Origin of the sequence: Hymenobacter cellulosilyticus (assembly GCF_022919215.1) — a bacterium.
In the GTDB taxonomy this organism is placed as follows: Bacteria; Bacteroidota; Bacteroidia; order Cytophagales; family Hymenobacteraceae; genus Hymenobacter; species Hymenobacter cellulosilyticus.
The window spans coordinates 4907175-4930109 of the sequence record NZ_CP095046.1; the positions used below are offsets into that span (position 1 = coordinate 4907175).

Annotated in this window: 19 protein-coding genes and 2 pseudogenes; 7 read left to right on the plus strand and 14 right to left on the minus strand. The window is 56.8% G+C overall.

The features are described 5' to 3' along the window. Positions 1-142: 142 nt before the first annotated feature. Genes MUN79_RS24055 through MUN79_RS24065 form a run of 3 tightly spaced genes read left to right on the plus strand, consistent with a single transcriptional unit; the run spans position 143 to position 3232 of the window. Positions 143-502: a PadR family transcriptional regulator gene (locus tag MUN79_RS24055; RefSeq protein WP_135391453.1), complete on the plus strand. Its 360-nt coding sequence runs from the start codon at positions 143-145 to the stop codon at positions 500-502. Positions 503-560: 58 nt separating this feature from the next. Beyond that, positions 561-2714, plus strand: coding sequence for a PspC domain-containing protein (locus tag MUN79_RS24060; RefSeq protein WP_244675056.1), 2154 nt, complete (start codon positions 561-563; stop codon positions 2712-2714). Continuing rightward, the gene (locus MUN79_RS24065; protein WP_244675057.1) at positions 2645-3232 is read left to right on the plus strand and encodes a GIN domain-containing protein; all 588 of its coding nucleotides are present in this window, start codon (positions 2645-2647) and stop codon (positions 3230-3232) included. Before MUN79_RS24060 ends, MUN79_RS24065 begins: the two co-directional genes overlap by 70 nt. A gap of 188 nt (positions 3233-3420) precedes the next feature. Here MUN79_RS24065 and MUN79_RS24070 read toward each other — a convergent pair. The 3 genes and pseudogenes from MUN79_RS24070 to mce all read right to left on the minus strand — a co-directional run bounded on the left by MUN79_RS24070 (position 3421) and on the right by mce (position 6136). Next, a pseudogene (locus tag MUN79_RS24070) lies at positions 3421-4849 on the minus strand (CCA tRNA nucleotidyltransferase). Between the two features lie 281 nt (positions 4850-5130). After that, positions 5131-5724 carry an L-threonylcarbamoyladenylate synthase gene (locus MUN79_RS24075; RefSeq protein ID WP_244675058.1) on the minus strand — a complete coding sequence of 198 codons (594 nt, stop codon included), beginning with the start codon at positions 5722-5724 and terminating at the stop codon, positions 5131-5133. Further along, positions 5717-6136 (minus strand): methylmalonyl-CoA epimerase, encoded by a 420-nt coding sequence (mce, locus tag MUN79_RS24080; RefSeq protein ID WP_244675059.1) that lies wholly within the window; start codon positions 6134-6136, stop codon positions 5717-5719. Before mce ends, MUN79_RS24075 begins: the two co-directional genes overlap by 8 nt. Before the next feature lie 162 nt (positions 6137-6298). On the opposite strand from mce, the gene MUN79_RS24085 reads away from it, so the two are divergent. From MUN79_RS24085 to MUN79_RS24100, 4 genes are all read left to right on the plus strand, one after another. After that, positions 6299-7513: an IscS subfamily cysteine desulfurase gene (locus MUN79_RS24085; RefSeq protein ID WP_244675060.1), complete on the plus strand. Its 1215-nt coding sequence runs from the start codon at positions 6299-6301 to the stop codon at positions 7511-7513. Between the two features lie 92 nt (positions 7514-7605). Then, entirely contained in the window at positions 7606-8022 is a 417-nt protein-coding gene (gene iscU, locus MUN79_RS24090) for a Fe-S cluster assembly scaffold IscU (RefSeq protein ID WP_100336707.1), read from the plus strand. Positions 8023-8110: 88 nt separating this feature from the next. Beyond that, the gene (locus tag MUN79_RS24095) at positions 8111-8518 is read left to right on the plus strand and encodes a hypothetical protein (RefSeq protein ID WP_244675061.1); all 408 of its coding nucleotides are present in this window, start codon (positions 8111-8113) and stop codon (positions 8516-8518) included. 92 nt (positions 8519-8610) lie between these two features. Continuing rightward, the gene (locus MUN79_RS24100; RefSeq protein WP_100336708.1) at positions 8611-8937 is read left to right on the plus strand and encodes a HesB/IscA family protein; all 327 of its coding nucleotides are present in this window, start codon (positions 8611-8613) and stop codon (positions 8935-8937) included. 96 nt (positions 8938-9033) lie between these two features. On the opposite strand, the gene MUN79_RS24105 is transcribed toward MUN79_RS24100, so the two are convergent. The 11 genes and pseudogenes from MUN79_RS24105 to MUN79_RS24150 all read right to left on the minus strand — a co-directional run bounded on the left by MUN79_RS24105 (position 9034) and on the right by MUN79_RS24150 (position 22870). Further along, positions 9034-9996 carry a T9SS type A sorting domain-containing protein gene (locus tag MUN79_RS24105; protein WP_244675062.1) on the minus strand — a complete coding sequence of 321 codons (963 nt, stop codon included), beginning with the start codon at positions 9994-9996 and terminating at the stop codon, positions 9034-9036. Between the two features lie 561 nt (positions 9997-10557). Continuing rightward, positions 10558-12510, minus strand: a complete 1953-nt coding sequence (locus MUN79_RS24110; protein WP_244675063.1) for a T9SS type A sorting domain-containing protein — start codon at positions 12508-12510, stop codon at positions 10558-10560. A 17-nt stretch (positions 12511-12527) separates the two neighbouring features. Further along, positions 12528-14219 (minus strand): DUF8696 domain-containing protein, encoded by a 1692-nt coding sequence (locus tag MUN79_RS24115; protein WP_244675064.1) that lies wholly within the window; start codon positions 14217-14219, stop codon positions 12528-12530. Continuing rightward, positions 14165-15145 carry a hypothetical protein gene (locus tag MUN79_RS24120; protein WP_244675065.1) on the minus strand — a complete coding sequence of 327 codons (981 nt, stop codon included), beginning with the start codon at positions 15143-15145 and terminating at the stop codon, positions 14165-14167. Before MUN79_RS24120 ends, MUN79_RS24115 begins: the two co-directional genes overlap by 55 nt. A gap of 69 nt (positions 15146-15214) precedes the next feature. Further along, positions 15215-16162: pseudogene (locus MUN79_RS32400) on the minus strand (IPT/TIG domain-containing protein); the annotation flags it as partial. A 174-nt stretch (positions 16163-16336) separates the two neighbouring features. Beyond that, the gene (locus MUN79_RS24125; RefSeq protein WP_244675066.1) at positions 16337-18583 is read right to left on the minus strand and encodes a T9SS type A sorting domain-containing protein; all 2247 of its coding nucleotides are present in this window, start codon (positions 18581-18583) and stop codon (positions 16337-16339) included. A gap of 104 nt (positions 18584-18687) precedes the next feature. Beyond that, positions 18688-19503: a hypothetical protein gene (locus tag MUN79_RS24130; protein ID WP_244675067.1), complete on the minus strand. Its 816-nt coding sequence runs from the start codon at positions 19501-19503 to the stop codon at positions 18688-18690. A 686-nt stretch (positions 19504-20189) separates the two neighbouring features. Continuing rightward, the gene (locus MUN79_RS24135) at positions 20190-20642 is read right to left on the minus strand and encodes a TolB family protein (protein ID WP_244678418.1); all 453 of its coding nucleotides are present in this window, start codon (positions 20640-20642) and stop codon (positions 20190-20192) included. Continuing rightward, positions 20591-21727 carry a carboxypeptidase regulatory-like domain-containing protein gene (locus tag MUN79_RS24140; RefSeq protein ID WP_244675068.1) on the minus strand — a complete coding sequence of 379 codons (1137 nt, stop codon included), beginning with the start codon at positions 21725-21727 and terminating at the stop codon, positions 20591-20593. The genes MUN79_RS24135 and MUN79_RS24140 overlap by 52 nt, the downstream gene beginning before the upstream one ends. Positions 21728-21781: 54 nt before the next feature. Further along, positions 21782-22177 (minus strand): curli-like amyloid fiber formation chaperone CsgH, encoded by a 396-nt coding sequence (gene csgH, locus MUN79_RS24145; protein ID WP_244675069.1) that lies wholly within the window; start codon positions 22175-22177, stop codon positions 21782-21784. A gap of 105 nt (positions 22178-22282) precedes the next feature. Continuing rightward, entirely contained in the window at positions 22283-22870 is a 588-nt protein-coding gene (locus tag MUN79_RS24150) for a hypothetical protein (RefSeq protein ID WP_244675070.1), read from the minus strand. Between the last annotated feature and the right edge of the window lie 65 nt (positions 22871-22935).

The window sequence follows — 22935 nt, forward strand, 5'->3', positions numbered from 1 at the left end:
TTTCCGCTGAAAAAATCCGCTGCCCGAACCGCCGCGGAACTATGTATAGCCAGGTACTAAAAATAATTTCAGCTAGTACCTTGCGTCGCATAGTACCTTCTATTATCTTTGTTTCATTCTTCACCGATTTCTGCCACAGCCCATGAAAGTAGAGAACACCCAAGTGCAGATGCGGAAGGGCATCCTGGAGTTCTGCATCCTGGAAATCATTGCCCGCGGCGAGGTGTATGCGTCCGACATGCTGGAGGAGTTGACCTCCGCCCGCATGATCGTAGTGGAAGGCACGCTCTATCCACTGCTGACCCGCCTCAAAAATGCCGGCTTGCTTGATTATACCTGGAAAGAGTCTACCTCCGGACCGCCCCGCAAGTATTACACCCTCACCCAGGACGGCCAGGAGTTTCTGCACCAACTGCGCCTGACCTGGGAGGAAGTACAGGATTCGATTCGCATCATCCGCCAAAAACCTCACCTCAATGGCGCCGCAACCCCAACGCCCTAGCGGCACTTAGTTGGCCCGGCCCATTCCTTTCGAGTTACTCTTGATTTGCAGCACTGAGATGAAAAAGAATATCAGCATTAACCTCCAAGGCCTCATCTTCCACATCGAAGAAGATGGTTACGACGTACTGAGCCGCTACCTGGCCGAGGTACGAGCCCACTTTTCCGGCTACCGCGGGCACGAGGAAATCGTGGCCGACATTGAGGGCCGGATTGCCGAGCTGTTTGCCGCTCGCACCTCGTCTACCAAGCAGGTAATTACCCTGGAGGACGTGCAGGAGATGGTTGGCAAAATGGGCCGCGTGAGCGACTTCCAGTCGGCCGACGACGCCGAGGAAGAGGAAGCAGCCCTGGCCGGTGGCCCCGAGGTGTACACCAACTACGCCAAGGCCGCAGGCGCCGCCGCTTCGGCCGCAGCCGCCGATACGGAGCCCAAGCGCCTGTACCGCGACATGGCCAACCGCAAGATTGCGGGCGTTGCCGCCGGTATTGCCCACTACTTCGCCGTCAATCCGCTCTGGATTCGGCTGGCCTTCCTGGGTTTCCTGATCTTCCCGCCCATTGCCCTGGGTGACCGTCACGACGACTTCGGCGGCAACGTAGCGGGCTTCTCCCTGATTGCCTATATCATCCTCTGGATTGCGTTGCCCAAGAAGTACGACGCGACTTCCGCCGACGAGGACCCCACGTTCAAGAAGCTCTACCGCGACACCGACACCGGCAAGGTCGGCGGGGTTTCGGCCGGCTTGTCGGCCTACTTCAAGGTGGACGTGGTGCTGATTCGGGTCTTGTTCGTGGCCTTCGTCTTTGCCGGCGGCTTTGCCATCCCGCTCTACATCGTGCTCTGGATTCTGCTGCCCGAAGCCAAAACCGTGTCTGACCGGATGCGGATGCGGGGCGACGCGCTGACCCTTTCTAGCCTCGACAGCAACCTGCGCAGTAATCCCGAAGCTGGCCTCGACGGCGCGGGCAACAACCGCCCCGTGGGTGCCTTTCTGGAGAACTTCTTCCACAACGTGCGGCCCCTGTTGAACTTCATCGGTTCGGCCCTGCGCATCTTCATCGGCATTCTGATGACCATCACGGGTTTCGGCATCCTGCTGGCCCTGGTTATTGCCCTGGGCGTGGGCCTGGGCATGATTCCGGAAAGCCAGAACATTATGCTCTTCGACACTCCGGCTTACGTGGCGCTCAATGCCATTCCTTCCTGGTCGTTGCTGCCTTTCTTCCTGGTCACGGCCATTCCTCCCCTGGCTATGATGCTGGCTGGCTTGGGCTTGCTACTGCGCCGCTCAGTGCTGAGCCGCACCGCTAACCTGACCATGTTCGGGCTCTGGCTGCTGGGCCTGGTGGGTTCGTCCGTGGCCATTGCCCAGGTTGCCCGCAACTTCGAAGAAGAAGCCGAAGTGGTGCAGAATCAGAACTTCCCGGCCCTGGCCGCTACTCCCCACCTCTTCCTCGATGCCCGCCGGATGGACCGTTCTTCCTCGCAGTGGGTGGATGTAGAGCTGGCCGCCGCCGACAGCGGAGCCGCCGTGCGAGTTGACAAGAACTTCTCGGCCAGTGGCCCTACCCAGGAAAATGCCCGGCAGGTTGCCATTAGCTCGGTAAGCTACACCGTACGCCAGAGCAACGATACCACCTTGGTCTTTGATGACCACTTCACCTACCGCCCCGGCGCCGCCTTCCGCGACCAGGACGTGAGCCTGCTAGTGCACCTACCCCGCAACAAGACGTTCCGCATGAGCCAGAGCTTTGCCTCCATGCTCGACGACGACGACTTCCTGAACGAGCAGCGCCCTAACGATGCCTACAAGCATGCCTACCGCCTCACCGGCAATAAGCTGGAATGCCTTAACTGCACCGGCGAAGACCTGCAGGACAGCTTCGGCAACTACGACGACGAGGACTCGGAAACGACCGATAACGACAGCACCGATACGACGGTAGACATCAACTCCGGCGACGAAAACTTCCGGATTCGGGTCAATACCGACGAAGACGAGGATGGTGGCGTAGACGTGGATATCGACATCGACGATAAAGGCTTCTCCTCCGACCCCAGCCGCTACGGCTCGGCCCGCCGCACCTTCGACCTGAAGGGCTTCCGCACCATCGAGGCCGGGGCATCTACCGGGTGTATGTGCGCCAGGGCCCCGAATTCAAGGTGGAAGCCGCCGGTGATGAGCGCGACCTGCGCAACCTGCGGGTAGAAACCGACGGCGACGAGCTGCTGATTCGGGACCGTAACCGGAATAATTTCTTTTCGGGCCTTAAGGGCAACCACAAGCCCATCCTGATTCGGGTGCAGATGCCTCAGCTGACGTCGCTTGACCTGAGTGGCATTTCCAAGGCCAACGTGGCCGGCTTCAACGGCCAGTCTCTGCAGGTGCAGCAGTCGGGCGCCTGCTACGCGGTACTCGACGTGAACGTACCCCGCCTCGACCTGGACCTGACCGGTGCTTCCCGCGCCGATTTGCGGGGTACGGCCAACGACCTGAACGTGGAAGGCTCCGGGGCCTGCCAGGTACAGGGCCTGCGCATGAACACCCAAACGGCTGATTTCGACCTCTCAGGCATGAGCAAAGCTCGGGTGCGGGTGGCCAGCCGCCTGCGGGCCGAGCTTAGCGGCGCCAGCCGCGTGGAATACGCCGGCTCGCCCGAGCGGGTACAGAAAGAACTTTCGGGCTCCTCGCGCGTGACCCGCCTGCGCAGCACCGATAATGAGTAGCCGCATGGGTCCGATTAATTACTCTGGTTTGTAAACTACTGCCGGCCGGGGCCCATACTTCACGCTACCCTCATTGGGCTCCGGCTAGCTTTGGCATCATTATTACTAGGAAAAGGCAATGCCGGCCAGGCAACCATTGGTACCTGGCCGGCATCTTACCAGCAACGACACGAGAAAAATGGGTTTACTTACTGGTGAGTGAGAAGGTGACCCGGAGGAAGTCCTTTTGCCTGGCCGAGCTGCAACAGGTAGGCAAAGGCTTCCTCATACTCGTTCCGGATCTTGCCGTCCAGAATGGCCTCCAATACGGCCTCTTTAAGCTCCCCGACTTCCCGGGAAGGCTTCAACCCAAAGGTTTCCATAATGACTTCCCCGGTAATAGCGGGCTTGAAGTTGCGTAAGTGGTCCTTGGCTTCTACTTCCCTTAGCTTTTCTTCCACCAGCCCGAAGTTGCGCAGGTAGCGCTCTTTGCGCTGGTGGTCTTTGCTTGTAATATCGGCCCGGCATAAGAGCATGAGCCGGTCAATATCGTCGCCGGCCTCGAAGAGCAGGCGGCGCACGGCCGAGTCGGTCACGGTTTCCTTGACCAAAGCAATGGGCCGCAGGTGCAGGCGAACGAGCTTTTGTACCATGCGCATCTCCTCCCCTTGCGGCAGCTTGAGGTCGGTAAAAATGCCGGGCACCCAGCGGGCCCCTTGTCCTCGTGGCCGTGGAAGGTCCAGCCCACCTTTTTATCATAGCGCTTGGTGGCGGGCTTGGCAATGTCGTGCAGGATGGCGGCCCAACGCAGCCACAGGTCGCCGCCGGCTGCTACTACATTATCCAGCACCTGCAGGGTGTGGTAGAAGTTGTCCTTGTGGGCGTGCTGCCCCACTTTTTCTACGCCGTAGAGCTGGGCCATCTTGGGGAAGATGAGCTGGAGCAACCCGCACTGAAACAGCAGCTTGAAGCCGTAGCTGGGCTTGGGCGCCAGGATAATCTTGTTCAGCTCGGTCGTAATTCGCTCCTGCGACACGATCTTGATGCGCTCCTTATTCCGGGCCAGGGCATCGAATGTGTCGGGCTCGATGTCGAAATCGAGCTGGGTGGCAAAGCGCACGGCCCGGAGCATGCGCAGCGGATCATCGGAAAAGGTAATGTCCGGGTCGAGGGGCGTGCGGATGATGCGGCGCTGCAAGTCGCCCATGCCGTCGTAGCGGTCCACGAGGGTGCCGAAGTCAGCGGGTTCAGGCTCAGGCCCAGGGCATTGATGGTAAAGTCGCGGCGGGCCAGGTCTTCCTCCAGGGTGCCGGCTTCCACTTCGGGCTTGCGGCTTTCGGCCCGGTAGCTTTCCTTGCGGGCGCCCACAAACTCCACCTCGATTTCGGGCGTGGGCAGCATGGCGGTACCAAAGTTCTTAAACACCGTCACCCGGGGCTTGCCCGGTAGCTTGCGGCCCACGGCCTGGGCCAGCTTGATACCGTCGCCCACGCACACCACGTCCACGTCCTTGCTTTCGCGGCCCAAAGCCAAATCCCGCACGAAGCCCCCGATTATATAAGCTGGATAGCCCAATTCGCCGGCGGCCTCGGCAATGGTGCGAAACAAGGGAAGGTCGGGAAGCTGGGGAGTAGTCATATGCGCAAAGCCAAAAGTCAAACGGCCGCAAAGGTAGGAGGTTAATAATCGACTGGTTGAAGAGCTAATTCAGAATGTGCGAATGCGCTAAGGCCAACCTTGTGTCATTGCGAGCATGGCGAAGCAATCCGTCCTCTGAAATGTGCTGAATTCTCTTAAGTGAAAAGCCCTTTCCCGTTGGCAACGGGAAAGGGCTTTTCAGTAAAAGTTCAGGTCGAACTTCGCAGAGGACGGATTGCCACGGCTGTGCCTCGCAATGACACGTCTTTTGCGTTAATGCATCAATTTCTGATTACTTCCAGTCCGCCATCCGGCAGTACGCGCACGATGCGGGAAGGCTGGGCCCGGGTTTCATCGTCCTGCCGCCAGCTTACCACGTAGTCGGCGGCCCGCACGATGGCCGGACTAACTTCCGCGTAAATAGCCGCCGTAGGTTCTCCACTTATATTGGCCGAGGTTGAAACCAGCCCGTGGCCCAGGCGGCGTACCACTTTGTGGGTAAACTCGTCCTGCAGCACCACGCGCAAACCCACGGTGCCGTCGGGAGCCAGCAGGTTGGGGGCCAGGTGGCGGCTGCCTTGCACTATATAGGTAGTAGGCCGCTCCTGGCTGGCCAGCAGCTCCGGCAGATTGGCGGGCACGACGGCGGCGTACTTGGCAAACATGGCCTCGTCGGCCACCAGCACGATAAAGCCTTTCTCAGCGGGCCGGTTCTTGATTTTGTAGACTTTCTCCACCGCCGGCGGCACCTCCGCGTCGCAGCCCAGGCCCCACACCGTATCGGTCGGGTACAGGATAACCTGCTGCAGCAGCAGGGCATCGACGGCGGCATCTACTTCCTGACGGAAGAAATTACTGTTGGTATTGCTATTCATGGTCGGTGGCGCTGATGGATTGGCAGAGCTCTACCAGTACGCCCGCCGCACTTTTGGGATGCACAAAGCAGACGAGCTTGTTGTCGGCCCCGCGCTTAGGCTCCTCATTCAGCAGCACAAAGCCTTCCTGCCGCAGCCGCTCCATTTCGGCCCGAATATCATCTACCTCGAAGGCTACATGGTGAATCCCCTCGGGCCTTTTGCTCAGATACTTGGTAATGGCGCTATCGGGCGAGGTACCGGCCAGCAGCTCAATCTTAGAGCCGCCCACTTGAAAAAACACGGTATCCACGGCTTCACTGGCTACATGCTCCTTTTTATAAGGGGGCTGCCCGAGCAGGGTTGTATACAGCGCCGTGGCCGCTTCAAGGTCGTGCACGGCTAGGCCGAGGTGTTCCAGATTGGTAAACATGAAAGTTGGGGTGGGAAGCTGGTGGAGGCTATTTGGAATATATCTACTTTTGTGAGGCAAAGTAAAACCTGTTTCCTGGTTTTTGTGTTCTACCTGCGAATCATTCTCCACTAGGATTCGCCTGCTTACTCTGGTTTTTCGCTGATTTACATACTCCGAGCCATGCTCAAGCTACCTATTTACCTCGACAACAACGCTACCACTCCGCTGGACCCACGCGTGTTGGAGGCCATGATGCCCTACCTGACCGAGGTGTTTGGCAACGCCGCTTCCCGCAACCACCCCTTCGGCTGGGCTGCCGAGGAAGCCGTTGACTATTCGCGCGAGCAGATTGCCTCGCTCATCAACTGCGACTCCAAGGAAATCATCTTCACCTCGGGTGCTACCGAGTCGGACAACCTGGGTATCAAGGGAGTGTTTGAGATGTACGCTCAGAAGGGCAACCACATCATCACCGCTACCACCGAGCACAAAGCCGTGCTCGATACCTGCAAGCACATCGAGAAGCTGGGTGGTCGGGTTACTTACCTGCCCGTCAACGAGGAAGGCCTCATCAGCCTCGCCGAGCTGGAAGCAGCCATAACGCCCGAAACCATTCTGGTGACCATCATGTACGGCAACAACGAAACCGGCACCATTCAGCCGATTCGTGAAATTGCCGCTATTGCCCACAAGCATGGTGCCCTGTTCATGAGCGACGGCACGCAGGCTGTAGGCAAGATTCCGGTCGACGTTATTGCCGACGGTATCGACATTATGGCCTTCACGGCTCACAAGATGTACGGCCCCAAGGGCGTAGGTGCTCTGTACGTGCGTCGCAAGAACCCCCGGGTGAAAGTTACCGCTCAGATGGACGGTGGCGGCCACGAGCGCGGCATGCGCTCCGGTACGCTCAACGTGCCCGGCATCGTGGGTTTGGGCAAAGCCTGCGAGCTGGCCCGCCTGGAAATGGCCGCCGACACGGCCCGCCTCTCGGCCCTGCGCGACAAGCTGGAGCGTGAGCTGCTGACCCTGGAAGAAAGCTACGTGAACGGCTCGCGCGAACACCGCCTGCCCCACGTAACCAACATCTCCTTTAAGTACGTGGAAGGCGAAGGCCTAATGATGGGCGTGAAAGATCTGGCCGTTTCGTCGGGCTCGGCCTGTACCTCGGCCTCCCTGGAGCCTTCCTACGTACTCAAGGCCCTGGGCCTGAGCGACGATCTAGCCCACAGCTCCCTGCGCTTTGGCCTGAGCCGCTTCACCACCGAAGAGCAAATCGACTACGCCATCAATCACGTAAAAGAGGCCGTAACCAAGCTCCGCGAAATGTCGCCCCTGTGGGAGATGTTCAAGGAAGGCATCGACCTGAGCAAGATTGAGTGGGCTGAGCATTAATAGTTTGACCTGTGGTTGCTGTTGCTGTGTTATATTGACCGGCAACTGCAACCCAAAGCCAAACAACCAAAAACGAATAACCCAATAAAGCCATGGCTTACTCCGATAAGGTAATCGACCATTACAGCAACCCCCGCAACGTGGGCACGCTGGACAAAAGCAAAAAGAACGTGGGCACCGGCCTGGTCGGCGCTCCTGAGTGCGGCGACGTAATGCGCCTGCAGATCGAGGTTGACGAAACCACCAATACCATTACCGACGCCAAGTTTAAGACCTTCGGCTGCGGCTCGGCCATTGCTTCTTCGTCGCTCGCTACCGAGTGGCTGAAAGGCAAAACCGTGGACGAGGCTCTGGCCATCGACAACATGGAGATTGTGGAAGAGCTGGCCTTGCCGCCCGTTAAGATTCACTGCTCGGTGCTGGCCGAAGACGCTATTAAGTCGGCTATCAACGACTACCGCGTGAAGAACGGCATGCCCGCCCTGGAAGAGTCGAAAGCTCACCACTAGTAGAACGAAGTACAGCGAAGTGAGAAGCCAGCCTGCTTTATTGGGTTGACTTCTCACTTCTGAGTTCTTACCTCTCTCCTTCTAGTCAATGGAAGTTTCGCCCGACATTCACGTCGAAAGCAGCCGCATTCAAAAACAGATTGAGGATTATCTGGGCATGGGTCCGGGCAATCTGCTGTTCGAGTACCGCCAGCTGGATAATCTGGTGCGCCTGGACTTGATTACCGTCAATCCGCGGCACCACCAGAGCTTCCTGTTTCGCTACGAGGAAGGCTACGACAAGCTCGACGCTCTGCGCAAGATGCTGACTTATGTGCAGCGCCTGCGCGACACGGAAAGCTCCTACACGATTCAGTGGCGGGCCCGCGGCGACAAAGAGCTGCAAACGTCTTACTTCCGGGCGCACAATGCCTACGAGGCGCTCGACAAGCTGTATTACGGGCGCGACCTAAACACTATTACCGTGTTTAGTGTTGTGCTCAATCCGTCGTCGTAAGACGTAGCCCGGGGCAAAACCGGTAGGAAGAGCACTCTTTTTCCGGCCCCATTGTTTACCAGTTACGTTTCCCCTACTCAATACCGAGTCCCATGATTACCGTTTCTGACAAAGCCAAGGAGAAAGTAGAGCGCCTGATGTCTGACGCTCAGCTTGACGAAACCTACCGCCTGCGAGCTTCCGTGGCCGGGGGTGGTTGCTCGGGCCTGTCCTACAAGCTCGACTTCGACAACGAAGTAAAGCCCATGGACCAGGAGTTTGAAGACAAAGGCGTCCGGGTGGTGGTAGATATGAAAAGCTTCCTCTACCTGGCCGGCACCCAGCTCGATTTTTCGGACGGGTTGAATGGCAAAGGTTTCTACTTCGATAACCCCAATGCTTCCCGTACCTGCGGCTGCGGGGAAAGCTTCTCCGTATAGCCTCCCCTGCTGCGCTTCAAGTGCGCGGCTAAAGCACATACAAAAAAGGCTCCTTCCCGCGTGGGAAGGAGCCTTTTTTATGAGCATAGGGGTTATTTATTCCCGGGCAAAACGCTGGGCAACTCTGTCCTGGCCAGTACCTACTTCGAGCAAGTACCCGCCCGAACGCAGGCCCTGCACGTTGATAATGCCCGTGACGGGCACTTTGCCTTCCAGCAATGCCTGGCCCAGCATATTGAACACGCGGTAAGGCGTCCCGACCCTAGTAGCAGGCAGGTTCAGCACGTCGTAGGTGGGGCTGGGGTAAGCCACGGCTAGTACCGCGCCAACTACCCGCACCGGCGAATAGGAGCTAGTACCATCCTGGTCTACCTGGCGCAGGCGGTAGTAGCTCACGCCCGATAAAGGCTCGGCATCCCGGAAGCTGTAAGACGTAGCATTGGTGCTGGTGCCAGCGCCACGCACAGTGCTGATCGTAGTATATTGCTGACCGTTGTCACTGCGCTGTACTTCAAACCGGTCGTTGTTTTTCTCGCTGGCCGTAGTCCACTGTAGCTGTACCGCACCGGCTTGGCGGGCCGCATTGAACGAGACGAGCTCTACCGGCAAGGGCCCGTTGCTACCGATACGGACGTCATCGATGAAAACGGCGGTTTTGTTAGTCGCCGAGATGAAAATCTGTACCTGCACACTGGTTATAGCAGCCCCAAAATTGATTCTGACGGTAGAATAACCCTGACCTCCAGACGTTGGTACGGTACCAGCATTCGTCAAGTCATTGGGGGAAACCGCAATGGTGGGGGAAGCAGGTGCCGCGTTGACCGTCGTAGTGGGTGCGGCCGTACCTTCTGCGTTGAAATCAAACACGGAACCGTTGTTGCCACCTCTTACTTCCAACGTATTGGTGAAGGTAGAGGAGCCATTGTAGGCTATTCTAACTGATACTCCATTAGAAGTGCTACCACCGGTTAAGGAGTTATCTATCCCGCCATTGTTATTGGTGGCGTAAGAAGCCAGGCGTAGGGAAAGGTAATTACCTGTTGTTACAGGAAAGTTCACTCTGTCGAAGGTAAGCGTAGCACTCTCTGATCCACCTCCCTTGTTGTTGACTACCCCAAAACCCGTGCTGCCATCCGAATAGACATTAGCCGTGAGGGGGCAACGTTGGCGTTGTTGGCAGAGGTGGCCTGTGCCAGGGTGCCCGTGAACAAGCCCGTATTTGCAGTACCCGTATTGGTGTATAGCAGTTGGGTTCGGGTGCCGGTTGGGTTGGTGTTGCCATTCGGCTCAAAGCTCTGCTGCAAATAGGACTGGCTCCACCCTAAGAAAGGGCACAGAAGTGCAGTAGTTAGCAGCAGAAAAGTTGCGGTAGGTTTCATAGGCAAGAGCTTAGGGTTTGCAAAAGGTACTTTTGGAACAATTCTTCAATTTGGCAACAGAGCTATGGCGCTGAGCATACATTGAAAAGTACAAGCCAAAAGGAATAAGCATATACTCACGACGCGCAAAGGTCGGCGTACCGCATAGTAGTGCTATTCGTTGGACAATCTACCAATAAATATAAAATATAAAAAAGCCCCTTTGTTGGAAGGGGCTTTCTTGAGAGGATGGGGTTCTATATTAGTCGGCGCGCGTAATTCTGTGCGTGGTCGTGCGGCCGTTCGTTATAACCCTGACTAAGTACGTACCCCGCGCTAAACCCTGCAGGTTCACGGTGCCGTCGGGAGCACAAGACCCGGCCCATACCTGCCGACCCGTCAGATCGGTGATGCTGACCTGCAGGGGCTCAGCCGAAGCATTGGCGCCGCGAATCGTGAGCTGGTTTTGTACCGGGTTGGGAAACAGCTGAAGCTCGGAGAGGCCCTCTACGATGGCCACTGCGGAGTACGACGCTTTGCCGTCCAGATCGACCTGGCGCAGGCGGTAGTAGGCCATACTAGCGGCGGGCTGCTGATCCAGCACCGAGTACTGCTGCATGCGGCTGCTTTGCCCTTGTGCGGCTACTACCTTCAAAGTGGTAAAGTCCCGGCCGTTAAGGCTGCGCTGCACGTCGAAGTAGGCACTGTTGGTTTCCGAAGCCGTCGTCCAACGAATAGCGACACCCGGGGCCTGGCGCTGGGCCGTGAAGCTGATCAGGGAAACCGGCAGTGGGTTGTCGGCAACGGACGGATCAGTGCTGGCCAGGGCAAAGTCGCTGAAGGAGGTAAATACGCCGGAAGTAAGCATGGTGCTGGTATTGGTGCTGCGGCCAATATTGTCCCAGCCGCTGCCGCTGTTTTTACCGATAACGAAGGAAGACAGCGCCGGATTGGTTACCTCGTCGTCAGCTCCGAAGCTCAGCGTAACGGTGCCGCTGAACGCCGCTGGAACCACCGTGGGCACCACGCTGAAGTAGCGCACCCGCGACACCCGGGCCAGGTCGCCGTTGAGACGACGGTCGGGGAAAGTAGCATCATTCTGGGTGGCCGTAAAGGTTGTCAGGTCATCCAGGGAGGCCACGTTCAGCGTCAGGGGGCGGTATTTGCCGTTCTGACCGATAGGAAACAGGTAGCTGGCCGGGGCAGCCGTGGCCGGGGTAGCGTCGATTTCGCGCTGCAGCGGCCCATTCACGTAGCTGGTAGCCGAGAGCTGGGCAGGCAGAAGCACGGCGCCGGCAGCAAGCTTGAGCATGGCCGAGCCGGAGGTTGTCAGTACGCCGTTGAGCAGTTCCAAGCCGCCGCTGTTGGCATTGCCCAGCGCGTTTAGGACCATGCCAGTCCCCAGCATTACCCCCGCCGGATTGTTGATTTGCAGAATCACGTTCAAGCCCAGATACGACGTTCCGGTATTGCTCTGGGTGAAGGCGGACCCGCTGATGGTTTGAGCACTGCTGCCATTGAAAATCAGGCGGCGCGGCGCGGTCAGGGAGGTAGGCTCAAACCGGAAGCGCCCATTGTTGACCAGATTACCAGCTACGGACATATCGTTGTTCAACGCTACGGTGAAGCTCACATTGGCGCCCGTAGTCAGGTTGCCACGCACCACAAGGGCCCCGTTGCCGCTGGTCAGATAAGGGAAAAAGCCAGAACTGGGCAAGGTGCTGGTGGCCGGGTAGGTCAGGGACAAGCTGCCGTAGGTGCGGCCCGTGGCCGGAATGCTGTAGCTGCTGCCCGCGGGCACATCGAAGTGTACCAGTCCGGTTTCGGTACCGGCCGCGGTGGAAATATTGTCGAGCAGAGCTCCTACCCCGCGGGTAGTGCGGTGCACGTACGTTCCGCCGTTGTAGATGATAAAGTTTTGCCCGGCTGGCGTTACGTCTACCGGGTTGCCACTGCCACCGGATGCCGCTCCGGAGTTGTTAATAAAGGTGCCACCGCCGTAGATGACCAGGGCGTTGGAGGCTTTGGTGAAGCGCAGGTAATCAACTACCGTGTTTGTGTTCGGCAGGATGGCCGTAATGCTGGCTCCGCCGTTGGGGTTGATGGTCAACGAACCCAGGGACAGGGTTCCCGTGGTTACCGCTGGCAGGGTCATCGTATAGGCCCCGCTTACGAAGGTATGGTCGAGCAATAGTTCTTCGCCCGTAGTAGGCACCTGGTCGGTGCTCCAGTTTAGTGCGTCGGCAAAGCTGGTTCCGTCGCCGCCCCATCCCAGCGCACCGCAACTACTGCCGACACGGTGCCCGACACCAGCACAGGCGCGGAGAGCGTACCGTTAGTGTTGGTAATAGTCCCGCTGTAGGAGCCAACCGTAGTACCGGTCAGGCGCACGTAGATGTCCCGGTTGATGCTGCCACCCGTAGGCGTCAGGCTGAGCGTATTGGCATCGGTAGTAATGCCGGTGAAGGCCGCCGTAGTTGAAACCTGGAAGCCTGCCGGCGCCGTGATAATGACCGGGGTACCATCAAGATTAGAGCCGGTCAGAGTGTACGACTTGCCACCTGAGGGACTGCCCTCAGTAGTACTCAAGCCGCTAATGGCCGTGGGCGACGTGGCGGGCGTGGTCGTAGCGGTAAGCACGGGAGTGGCGGCGGCTACGGTAATTTTCACCTCGTTGCTGGTTACTGAACCGCAGGCGGCAAAGGAGGAAATTACCTTCACGTAATACTCGCCGGCAGCAGCAAACTTCGGGGTATAGGTAGTGCCCGTAGCCCCGTTGATGGCCGTGGCCGCACCGCCCGGTAACGGGGCGGAATACCACTGCCGCGAGGTAGCAGCCGGTGTTTCATTGGCCGTTAGCGTAGTTCCGTTTACATTGATGCCAAGGGTCTGGTCGGCGGTGGGCGTCACGTTTACCCCGGGACTATTAACCACCGCAAAAGCGGCCGAAGCTACGCCAGCAGTATTGGGGTCGGTGGCCACGATACGCAGCTTGTAAGCCGTACCACTGGCTGTGGTAGCCGGAATAGTAATAGCAATGGTCTGCTCCGAGGTGGCGTTGTTGTTGTCCAGGCGGCCGACCTCAGTCGGTGTGGGGCCAAACGTGCCGCTGGCATCCGAGAGTTGAGCTATAAAGCTGTTGGCAGCCCCAAACGGACCAGTGGCAGTAAACGTGGCGCTGAACGTGGCGCCCGCGCAAAAGGCGGTACCGTTGAAGCCGGGCGCTGAAACGGCGTTTGAAACCAATTGCGTCGTACCGTACAGATTCACGTTGTCGACGCCGAAGGTGCCCCCAGCACTGGTTGTGCTGTAGCCATAAATGCGAAAGACAACGGTACCCGAAAAAGCGCCCAGGCTGGTGAGCGAAACCGTTTTAACGGTGCCGTACCCACTGCTTGAACTCTGAACGGCACCTACGGTAGCGCCAAATGTATCGAGGTCGGTGCGTAGCTCCCACTTTTGGGGGCCGGTGCCCGAGGCCCGGTCCTGCAGGGTTAGGCTGGCCGGCGTAATCTGGTAGCCCGGGGCAGCCGTCAGCCGGAACTCGTAGTAGCCCTTGGTCGTGTCCGACAGTGTGGTGGTGACAGGGAAGCCCGAGGAGCGGAAGTCTCCGGTCGACGTAGGGCTCAGATCCAGGCTGCGCTTGAAAGGGCTGCCGCTAACATTGGGTCCGACCGTGGAAGGATTTTCCGGGTTGGTAGCTGCATTAAAATTATAGCTCAGCAATGGGCTGCCCGGTGTCGTAAACGACTCATCCGCGCCGTAGCTTGTGCCCACATTATTGGTGGCGTAAGCAGCCACGTAATAGAGGGTATTGCCGGCCAGTCCCGTGAGGGTGCTCGTAAAAGTACCAGAAGCAGCCGAAGCCGTTACCTGCATGACGCCGCTGCCACCGATTCGCGGGTTGGGCGAAGTGCCATACACCACCCACGGGCTGTAATGGTAGCACCACCCGACGTGACGCTGCCCCCCGACGTAGCCGAGTTAGACGAAATGTTTGTTGCGGGTGCCGTCGTCACGGCAGGAGCCGTCGTGACGGTGAAAGTGCCCGTGGCCGGGTACGTGGTAGCGCCGTCGGACAAGACGACGGCCCCGGTTACGGAGCCCGGAGCCACTGTTGCCGTCACAGCTGCACCCGTAGCTGACACGTTGGTAGCCGCCACTCCCCCAACCGTCACGCCGGTGATGGAACTCAGGTTGGACCCAGCAATCGTAATGACCGTGCCGACCGGCCCCGTCTCCGGGGTAAATGTGGTAGGAGCCGGCGGTGGTAAAAAGGGAGTGGCTGAGGTCTGCACCCCGGTACTGTAGCCGTCCCCGTTAGTAGTGAAAGCCTTAAAGAAATACGTGGTGCCGTTCGCCAGACCAGTCACCGTAGCAGTGGTGCCCGAGCCGGCATATACCACAAATTGTCCCCCTCCTAAGTCAGTGCCCGTGCCAAAGACCTCTTTGGCCGTAAACGTGCCCGCAGGGCTGACCGTGATATTGGCCGTGCTGGCTACCAGCACCGTTTGCGTAAAGCATGAACCGGGGACTGTCCAACTCAGACTAGCCTGAGCATTGCCGGCCGAGGCAGTCAGGGCACTCACCTCGTTGGTCTGATAATTCACTACCGTCAGGTTAGCGCCATTATCGGCGCCCGTGGTAGCCGGGTTGCTGGCATCAACCCGGATCCGATAAGCTGCACCCGACGCTACTGAAGCCGGAATAACAGCGTTAATAGTACCCGCATTGGCGTCACTAACCAAGGTTCCGATGCTGGTCGTGCCGATGTAGGCCGTATAGGTGTTAGCGCTAAAAGTACCGGAGGAAGTAAACGGTATGGAAACAGTTACTCCTGTGCTACCCACACAGTAAGTAGAAGCTGGAATGGCAGTGGTCGTAACCGAGTTGGCGGCGCTGGGGCTTACCGTGAAGTCCAGCGCATTAGAGGCGGTTCCTGTAGTGGTGTTTTTAACCGTAACTGGGAAAACACCTGCCGTAGCAATGGTGCTGACTGGTACAGCGGCCGTGAGCTGAGTGGCTGTGACGTACGTAGTAGTAAGGGCCGCACCATCGAAGTAAGCTGTGGCGCTGCTGCCAAAGTTAGTCCCATTGAGGGTAAGCGTAAAGCTACCACTGCCTGCTGGCTTTGTGCTAGGGTCCAGAGATGTAAGGGTGGGGGCCGGAGCCGTACTGGTTACGCTAATATTGTCTACTGCTATTTTCGGCCGGCTGCCACTAGCACTGGTGTTAGGCGCAGGATAATTGTAGAAGCGAAGCCGGGCGGTGCTAACATTATCTAATGCTCTGGGCAAAGCAACGTTAATTGTACCCGAGCTGGTAACGTTATTCACTACAACAATGGCCGCCGCGGCAATTTCCGTGTAAGATGTACCGTCAGTACTATAATATACTTTTAGTCCACCGGGCCGGCTTCCCGACGAGTTACTTACCTGCGCATAATCAAATGCCAGGGCGCCAGCAATTCGGCCAGCGAAGTTCAAGTTAAGGTCGATAGCTACCGCAGAGGAAACGTCATTTCCAGTTGTCAGAAATAGTAAAGCCTGGGTTCCTTTCTGCACACCGCCACTAGTACCCGAGGCAAACGTGGCCGAGCTAACAGTTATTCTGGTGCCGTTCGGAATGGTACCCGTCGTATTATTTATCCCTACACTACTGAAGTAGTTAGCGGCCCGACCTGAGGTTGATATACTAGTCCAGGTAGCTATATCGGAAAATGACTCAGAGTAGTCTCCGCTGCTGAGCGGGTAGTAACTCTGTCCCCACCCTAGCAATGGGTATAATAAGATAAACAATAGCAAAGCCATCCTGGATGCCAGCTTAGCTTGGTACTTCAATTCGGGTTGAGTACTGGTTTTAATCATGCAAGAAACAGATAAAGAGAAGGATATGAAAGCAGCAATCTATCCATTAAAAGTAGATATAATACCATTGTCGATTTATATGGCCTTTGTTACGCAATAGTTAATTCGCACAATAGAACATAAAAAAAGGCCTCCCGTAACCGGGAGGCCTTTTTACTTGGAGAGCTAGTTAAACTAGTTCTTAATCAGCTTGCGGCTCACTTTAGCCTCACCTTCACCAACGATGATGATGTAGGTGCCGGGCTTCAGATCCTGCGTGTTCAACTCACCCTGGTTCGTCAAGCGAGCCTGGCGAATCTCACGGCCGGTCAGGTCGGTGATGCGAACCAGCAGGCCATCCGTGGTACCGGAGGGCAGTGCTACGTTTACTACATCAGCACCCTGCGTCGGGTTAGGATACACGCTTACTTCCGTCAGCTTGGTCGTTACAACCACCGTCTTCGAGAAAGAAGCCGTACCATCCTCGTCAATCTGCTTCAGGCGGTAGTACGATACGCCAGCCAGCGGCTTGGTATCAACTGCATCGTACTTCGTGCGGGTAGTAGCGGTGCCAGCACCTTTCTTGAAGAGAACCGTCGTGAAGGTCTTGGCATCCGAGCTGCGCTGTACTTCGAAACCGCGGTTGTTGGTTTCGCTGGCCGTAGCCCAGTTCAGCACTACACTGTTGTCACGCACCTTGGCCGTGAACTCAACCAGTTCCACGGGCAGTGGGTTCTGGGGCTCGTTGTTTGGCACACGGTAGTTTTCAGCATTCAGTACGCCGTCGTTGTTGAATTCGAAAGCGAAGAAGTAGTAGGTCAGGTTAGGATCCAGGTTGGTCACGGTGAAGTTATCCGAGGCAGCGCTGAACACAACATAGGTGTTCGACGAAGCTTCGATAGCCGTACCGCTACCAAAGCGGTAAGCACCATTTTCCGTGGTACCAGGGTTGAAGTTCTGCTTATCGCGGGGGAACAGGCTGGTTGGCAGTTTCTCGTAAGTGCTGCTGGCAATCACCAAGCGGTTCTGACCGTAGCTAGTGCCGGCAGGTGGATTCGACAGGTTGAAGGTGATGGTCGCCGAACCACCGTTGCGAACGATAGAAGCAGTCGACTGTACAGTAGGCTCCGTAGCAATAGAGAAGCCTGTGGTACGACCGAAGCCGCTGGTCAGGGCAAACTCATTACCGTTGAAGAAGCTGGCATTGCTGAAGAGCAGTTCCTGAGCGGCGTTACCAACGCGGGTTGGGGCATAACGCACCAGCACGTTGCGGGTAAAGTTACCCTGATCGTCGGGCGTGATAGAGGCCTGGGTTACGTAAGTAGCACCATTGTCCAACGAGAACTGGAACTGTGGCGTCTGGGTAGGGTTACGGTCGTTGATATCAGCAGGGAAACGTACGTTAACCTCACCAGCCAGCAAGAAGCCGTCCAGACGAACGCTGGTAGGAGCTGTCTGCGTGCCTTTCACAATGTTGTCGGGGAAAGCACCGATGCCACGATCCAAACGAATGGTTGGCTCGCTGATACCCGTCACCGATACGTCGAAGTCGGGAGCCGGAGCACTCGAGTTACGAATAGTAGCAGTTACCGTCACGGCGTTGACACCGGGCACGAAGCGCACATAAATTGGACGCTGGGTTACGTTGCCTTGGCCGTCGGGCGTGAAAGACAATTCCGAGAAGAAGTTCTGGTTGTCTTCCGAAACCTGGAAGTAGCCTGCATTCGGACCGATTGGACGCACGATCAGTGGATCAATCAGGTTGGTACCAGCCAGCAGGTAAGACTGCGATGCCGATTGAGTAGTAGGACGGGTTACGAAGGTAAATTCGTTGCCGTTAGGGTTCGAAACAGAGATGTCCGAAATAGCACCGCTGTTGTTCACAGCCGTAACTGACACCAAAGTAGGCTCAGCACCTTCGCTGGTGATGTCGATGCGCTGGTTGAAATTGCCCTGAGCAACGAGAGCTACCAAGCGCACCTCAATTACCTGCGAAGCAACCGTCCGGTTCACGGGGTTGATGGTTAGCGGGCCTTTGGTAAAGCTACCACCGGCCGAAGCATTCCGGATTTCGATGTTGCCAATGCTAGGCGTCAGAACGATACCCGAGGTCAGGTCCGTACCACTTACTTCGAAGCTACGGGTACCTGTGCCACCGCTGCTAGTAACGGCACCGAAGGTCAGGGCACCTGGCTCTGCTAGTACTACGGGAGTACCCGAGCTAGCCGTGCCGGTACCAGTTACATTCACCAAGCGCGTTGGTGCGTTGGTAGAAGCTACCGTTACATTGCTGTTGTAGCTCTGAACGGCCGTAGGATTGAAGCGAACATCAATCTGGGTGCTGGTCAGCGTACCGTTGGTCGGAGTCAGCGTAATAGCGCTGGTCGTGAAGAAGTTCGAACCAATGCGGATGCGGAAACCGGTCGGAGGCGTAATGGTCACGGGACCTTGCAGGTCCTGGCCGCTAACGGTAAACGAGCGGATGATAGTGCTCGAAGTACCAACCGTTACCTGGCCGAAATCACCCAGTGAAGAAGGCGTAGCAGTCAGGACGGGGGAGGCAAGGTACCGGTGCCCGAAACGGCCACCGATTTGGTAGCAGCACCAGGGCTAGCGAAGGTTACGCTTACGTTGTTGTAAGCAATAGCCTGGGTAGGAGCAAAACGGATGTTTACCGTCGTGTTTACATTGCCACCATCCGTCTGCTGCAGTTGCAGAGTAGTTGCATAAGCACCACCATTTACATTGGCGTTGCTTACTTGGTAGCCATTGGGAGCCGTAACGGTGATAGGACCCGTCAGCGAAGAGGCCGTAACAGCTACAGCCTGGGGCGCCGAAGTGGTGTTTACTACCGTAGGCGTGAAAATACGAGCGTCCGGCGTTACATCGATGGTAGGAGTGCCGGGTGTACCAGTGCCCCGTACAAAGATATTACGAGAGATGTTGCCGAAGAAGGCGTCCGTACCGGTTACGATGATACGACCGTTGCTAGGATCTACGGTAGTAGTACCAACGGTAGTAGGCCGGAAGCGCACAAAGAAAGTACCACCCGTAGCAGGCAGGGATATGTTAGTGGAATAGTCCGTTCCATTGACGCTGGCCTCGAAAGAAGGAGCAGTTGCCAGGTTCACCGAAATGGTTCCCACCAGGTCCGTAGCCGTAACCGTGTACTGCTTGGCAGGGTTGGATACTGCACCTACTGCAACTGAGCCGTACTCGTCGGGGCTAGTTGGAGTAGTGGTTGGGCTCACGGTAAGGGTCTGAGCCTGTCCCAAAAACGGCAGAGCCAGCAAGAGCAGCAGTAAAAACCGCCAGTGCGGCTTTTGTACCCACTGCAGGGCACTCAAGTAAGGGTTTTTCATAGTATGTTCAGGTAAAGGTTACGAAAGGAAAAAAAGAAAAGAAGAACAGTTAAGCCTAGGGCCAAAACTCAACGTCATTACGCGCAAACCCAGGAAATAGATTACTAAATTTCACAGGTTAGATGGTATTTTTTCGTGATAAAAAAGTACCCAAGCTTTTTTTTGACATGCGCTCCACGACCATATTTCGTGCCAAATGCAGTATTTGTCGAATATATGTGCTATATCAGCCAATTTTTAACGAAGCATTCAAATTTAACTTTATAGTTAAATTATAGTATTCCATTAAATATGCATTTAGCATGATATTTGGTTCCACAGCGCAAAGTTGCATCATTTTTTGTAGATGCCGGACATTTCAAGGCCAGCAATATTTTCCTCTACGTCGAAAGGTTGCTAACTAGTTTGTCGCTAGAAACGAGTTTGCTCTTCTGCGCTTCTTCCGACAAGCCTTATACAACGACTTTCAGGCGGGGTTGATACAAGGAACCTGGGCTAGTAGTTCAGCTAGAATGCTAGGTTGTCCTATATTAAATTATAGTGACCTAATAGAGAGGAGCATATATTTTCTGGAAGCCTCGACTTAAGAGCGTAGGTATTAACGCCACAAACCCCATCTGCCAGACCTGATGCACTTCGGGTCTGGCAGATGGGGTTCGGTTTCAAATAAACTAATACAAAACAGGCTATTTCCAATCTGGCAGATTGGCGTTCTGAAACAGCCGCGTGCGGTTGCGGCCATCAATGTCCATTACCCATACTTCCGGTGCCGACTGATTGTCGTTGTTGACATTGACGAAGATAATCTTCGCACCATCGGGTGAAAAGCGGGGAAACAGGTCGTTGGTGCCAGCAGGTTTGCCTCCGTTCGTACCCGAGCCGGAGGGAACTACAGACAAGTCGACAAGGCCCGTTCCATCCAGGCGCTGCATCAGAATGTGAGCATTGAGCTGCCGGCCGCTGGCATTTTCGTACCCGTCCACGTCGCGGGTATAGAGAATAGTACGGCCATCAATGCTGAACGAAGGTGAGTCCATGCGCCCGGCCAAGTTGCCGACTACCTGCGTAAGACCGGTACCATCCGCATTCATAGTATAGAATTCCGAGTCGTAGATATTGGCCCCGACGGTTTGCACCAAGATCTTATTTCCCTGCGCCGTCCAGTCGCACTCCCGGAAGTGCCGGCCGCTGGGGCCGAAGCCAGCTGCGTCAGGCCGGTACCGTCCCGATTAATGCGCCAGAGCTTGTCGTAGCTGGCATAGATGAGCTGGGAGCCGTCGGGCGACCAGTGGTAGGCAATGCCAAAGTTATTATAGCCTTCTACGGGTACCATGTCGGGCGTGAGCTGCCGCTGGTCGGAGCCGTCCCGGTTCATGGTATAGAGCTGGTAGCGCCCCGTAGCATTGGATGCATAAGCAATGCGGCTGCGGACCGGGCTCAGCTGCGGGGCTGTTTCAACAAAGGCCGACGTGGTAAGCCGTAGCAGATTGGCGCCGGCATTGTCGGAAGAATAGATGTCGGTGTTGCCGTCTACCTGGCGCACGTATAAGAAACGGTTGTCGGGCAGTGGGCCAGTTTGAAAGCTCCACACCTCCCCTCGCACCGTTTCACCGGCTTTGTCGCGCACGGTTACCTGCCAGAAGTAGGTGGTGTTGTATTTGAGGTCGGCCACGGTCACGCTGGTGTCGCGGGTGTTGGTCAGCAGCTGCCGCCGGTCGGTTGTGTTGCTTTCAAACAGGACCACGTCGGACCGTAGCGAATCCGTTTTGTCGGGGTCCGTGACGCGCCAGCGCAGCACTACGCGGGTGCTCTGGCCGGTGGTACGGTCAGCGGGGCTGGGGCTACTGGGAGCATTCGGCCGCCGGTTGGTGCCGGAAGCTTTTTCCAGCGGAATGCGCACAATGGTGGTACCGCCTTCGTCTACCTGCACATTCACGTTTTCCGTTTTATAATCGGTTTTCTTGACAGCCAGGGCATACTTGCCAATCAGAACGTTGGGCAAATAAAACTGTCCTTCGGCGTCGGTGGTAAAGGAAGACGTGGCCGGGTTGGTCGTGATTACGGCGTTGGCCAGGGGAGCATTGTTGTTATTGGCATCGAGCACTACGCCCTGCAGATTGCCATAGCGGGCGGGCTCAACGGTGTTTTCCTCACAGGCCAGCAGGCTCTGACTTACGAGCACAACCAGCAACAGGCGTGCAACGGCACGTAACGAAGGAAGCATACAAAGGTGGGATGGGCGGGGAAAGTCAGGACAGGAAACGGCGGGGCGGCAGTATCAGGGCCGGGCCCCGGGCTGGTGCACCAGGGAATCTTCGGAAACGACGCTGCCCTGCAGGCTCAACACGCGCAGCCGCACCCGGTAAAAGTCGGCTGAGGCCACATTGATAGTCGTTTGCGACAAGGTAGCTGTCTGATGAGGAGCCACGGTAAAATTGCCCGATTGCGCATTGCGGGAAGTCCCGGCGGGGCCGCGTTTGTCGGTGTGCAGCTCGTAGCGCAGCGTTATGGGCTCGGCACCCGGATTGTGGCAGTGCCCAATCAACGTGAGCCGGTCACCTTCCCGGTGGGTTTCGAGCTGGGCCTGCCCTGTGGGACCTGACGGCTGGGGGTCGTTTTGGCCGAGCAGCCCTCCTACCAATGGGAATACTCCCAGAATAGATGTGTACTTCATAAACAGCTGAATTCTAGCAAAATGAAATATTACAACCCGTTAGCCAAGCCCTAAAAAAGCTCCGGTTGGCCTATTCCGACCGGAGCTTTTCAGCGCTCAGCCTACTTAGGGCATCGTCGTGGCCCGGCCCTGCTCAATGATGATGCGGATACCGTTGCCTTTCATTGTTACCTCGTACCCGGGAGCAGTACTGCCACTCTCGCGCTGCACCAGGTTGTTGTTGTTACCCATCTGCTCCACGCTGTAGCGGCGCTCGTCCACGCTCAGGCGCTGGTCAACTCGGTTGCCGTTGCCGCGCTGCACAATCTCTGACTCGGTGTTGTAGCCGGTTATTTCGCTGGCGGCCACGTTGCTGGCTCCTACTTGGGTAATGCTGGTGCGGTTTGCGGCTCCACTCTGCAGAATGGCCGCGGCATTATTGGCCCCGCTTTGGGTAATGGAAGCCGTATTGCCGCGTCCTACCCCGAGCATGTGCTGGTCGATGCTGCTTTGGTTGAGGCTGCCGTTTTGCTGCAGCAGGGCCTGGTTGGTCAGCGGATTGGCTTCGGGAGCCGACAGCGCCTGCCCATTCGACTGTTGCACTAGCAGCTGGCCCTGGCTGATGTCTTCCGGGTCACGGCTGGTTTGGGCCTGGGCTAGGTGGCTGCCAAGCCCGCTGAGCACAAGCATTCCTAGCCGAAATACTGTTTTCATAAAGTACGACCAAAACAAGTTGAAAGAAGATAAATAAGAATAAGCGGGCGGATAAGCCGGGTTGA

Excerpts from the sequence above, each read along its gene's own strand:
- MUN79_RS24055 (WP_135391453.1), top strand. The coding sequence starts at position 143 with ATGAAAGTAGAGAACACCCAAGTGCAGATGCGGAAGGGCATCCTGGAG.
- MUN79_RS24060 (WP_244675056.1), top strand. The coding sequence starts at position 561 with ATGAAAAAGAATATCAGCATTAACCTCCAAGGCCTCATCTTCCACATC.
- MUN79_RS24075 (WP_244675058.1), bottom strand. The coding sequence starts at position 5,724 with ATGAATAGCAATACCAACAGTAATTTCTTCCGTCAGGAAGTAGATGCC.
- mce (WP_244675059.1), bottom strand. The coding sequence starts at position 6,136 with ATGTTTACCAATCTGGAACACCTCGGCCTAGCCGTGCACGACCTTGAA.
- MUN79_RS24085 (WP_244675060.1), top strand. The coding sequence starts at position 6,299 with ATGCTCAAGCTACCTATTTACCTCGACAACAACGCTACCACTCCGCTG.
- iscU (WP_100336707.1), top strand. The coding sequence starts at position 7,606 with ATGGCTTACTCCGATAAGGTAATCGACCATTACAGCAACCCCCGCAAC.
- MUN79_RS24095 (WP_244675061.1), top strand. The coding sequence starts at position 8,111 with ATGGAAGTTTCGCCCGACATTCACGTCGAAAGCAGCCGCATTCAAAAA.
- MUN79_RS24100 (WP_100336708.1), top strand. The coding sequence starts at position 8,611 with ATGATTACCGTTTCTGACAAAGCCAAGGAGAAAGTAGAGCGCCTGATG.
- MUN79_RS24130 (WP_244675067.1), bottom strand. The coding sequence starts at position 19,503 with ATGAAAAACCCTTACTTGAGTGCCCTGCAGTGGGTACAAAAGCCGCAC.
- MUN79_RS24140 (WP_244675068.1), bottom strand. The coding sequence starts at position 21,727 with ATGCTTCCTTCGTTACGTGCCGTTGCACGCCTGTTGCTGGTTGTGCTC.
- csgH (WP_244675069.1), bottom strand. The coding sequence starts at position 22,177 with ATGAAGTACACATCTATTCTGGGAGTATTCCCATTGGTAGGAGGGCTG.
- MUN79_RS24150 (WP_244675070.1), bottom strand. The coding sequence starts at position 22,870 with ATGAAAACAGTATTTCGGCTAGGAATGCTTGTGCTCAGCGGGCTTGGC.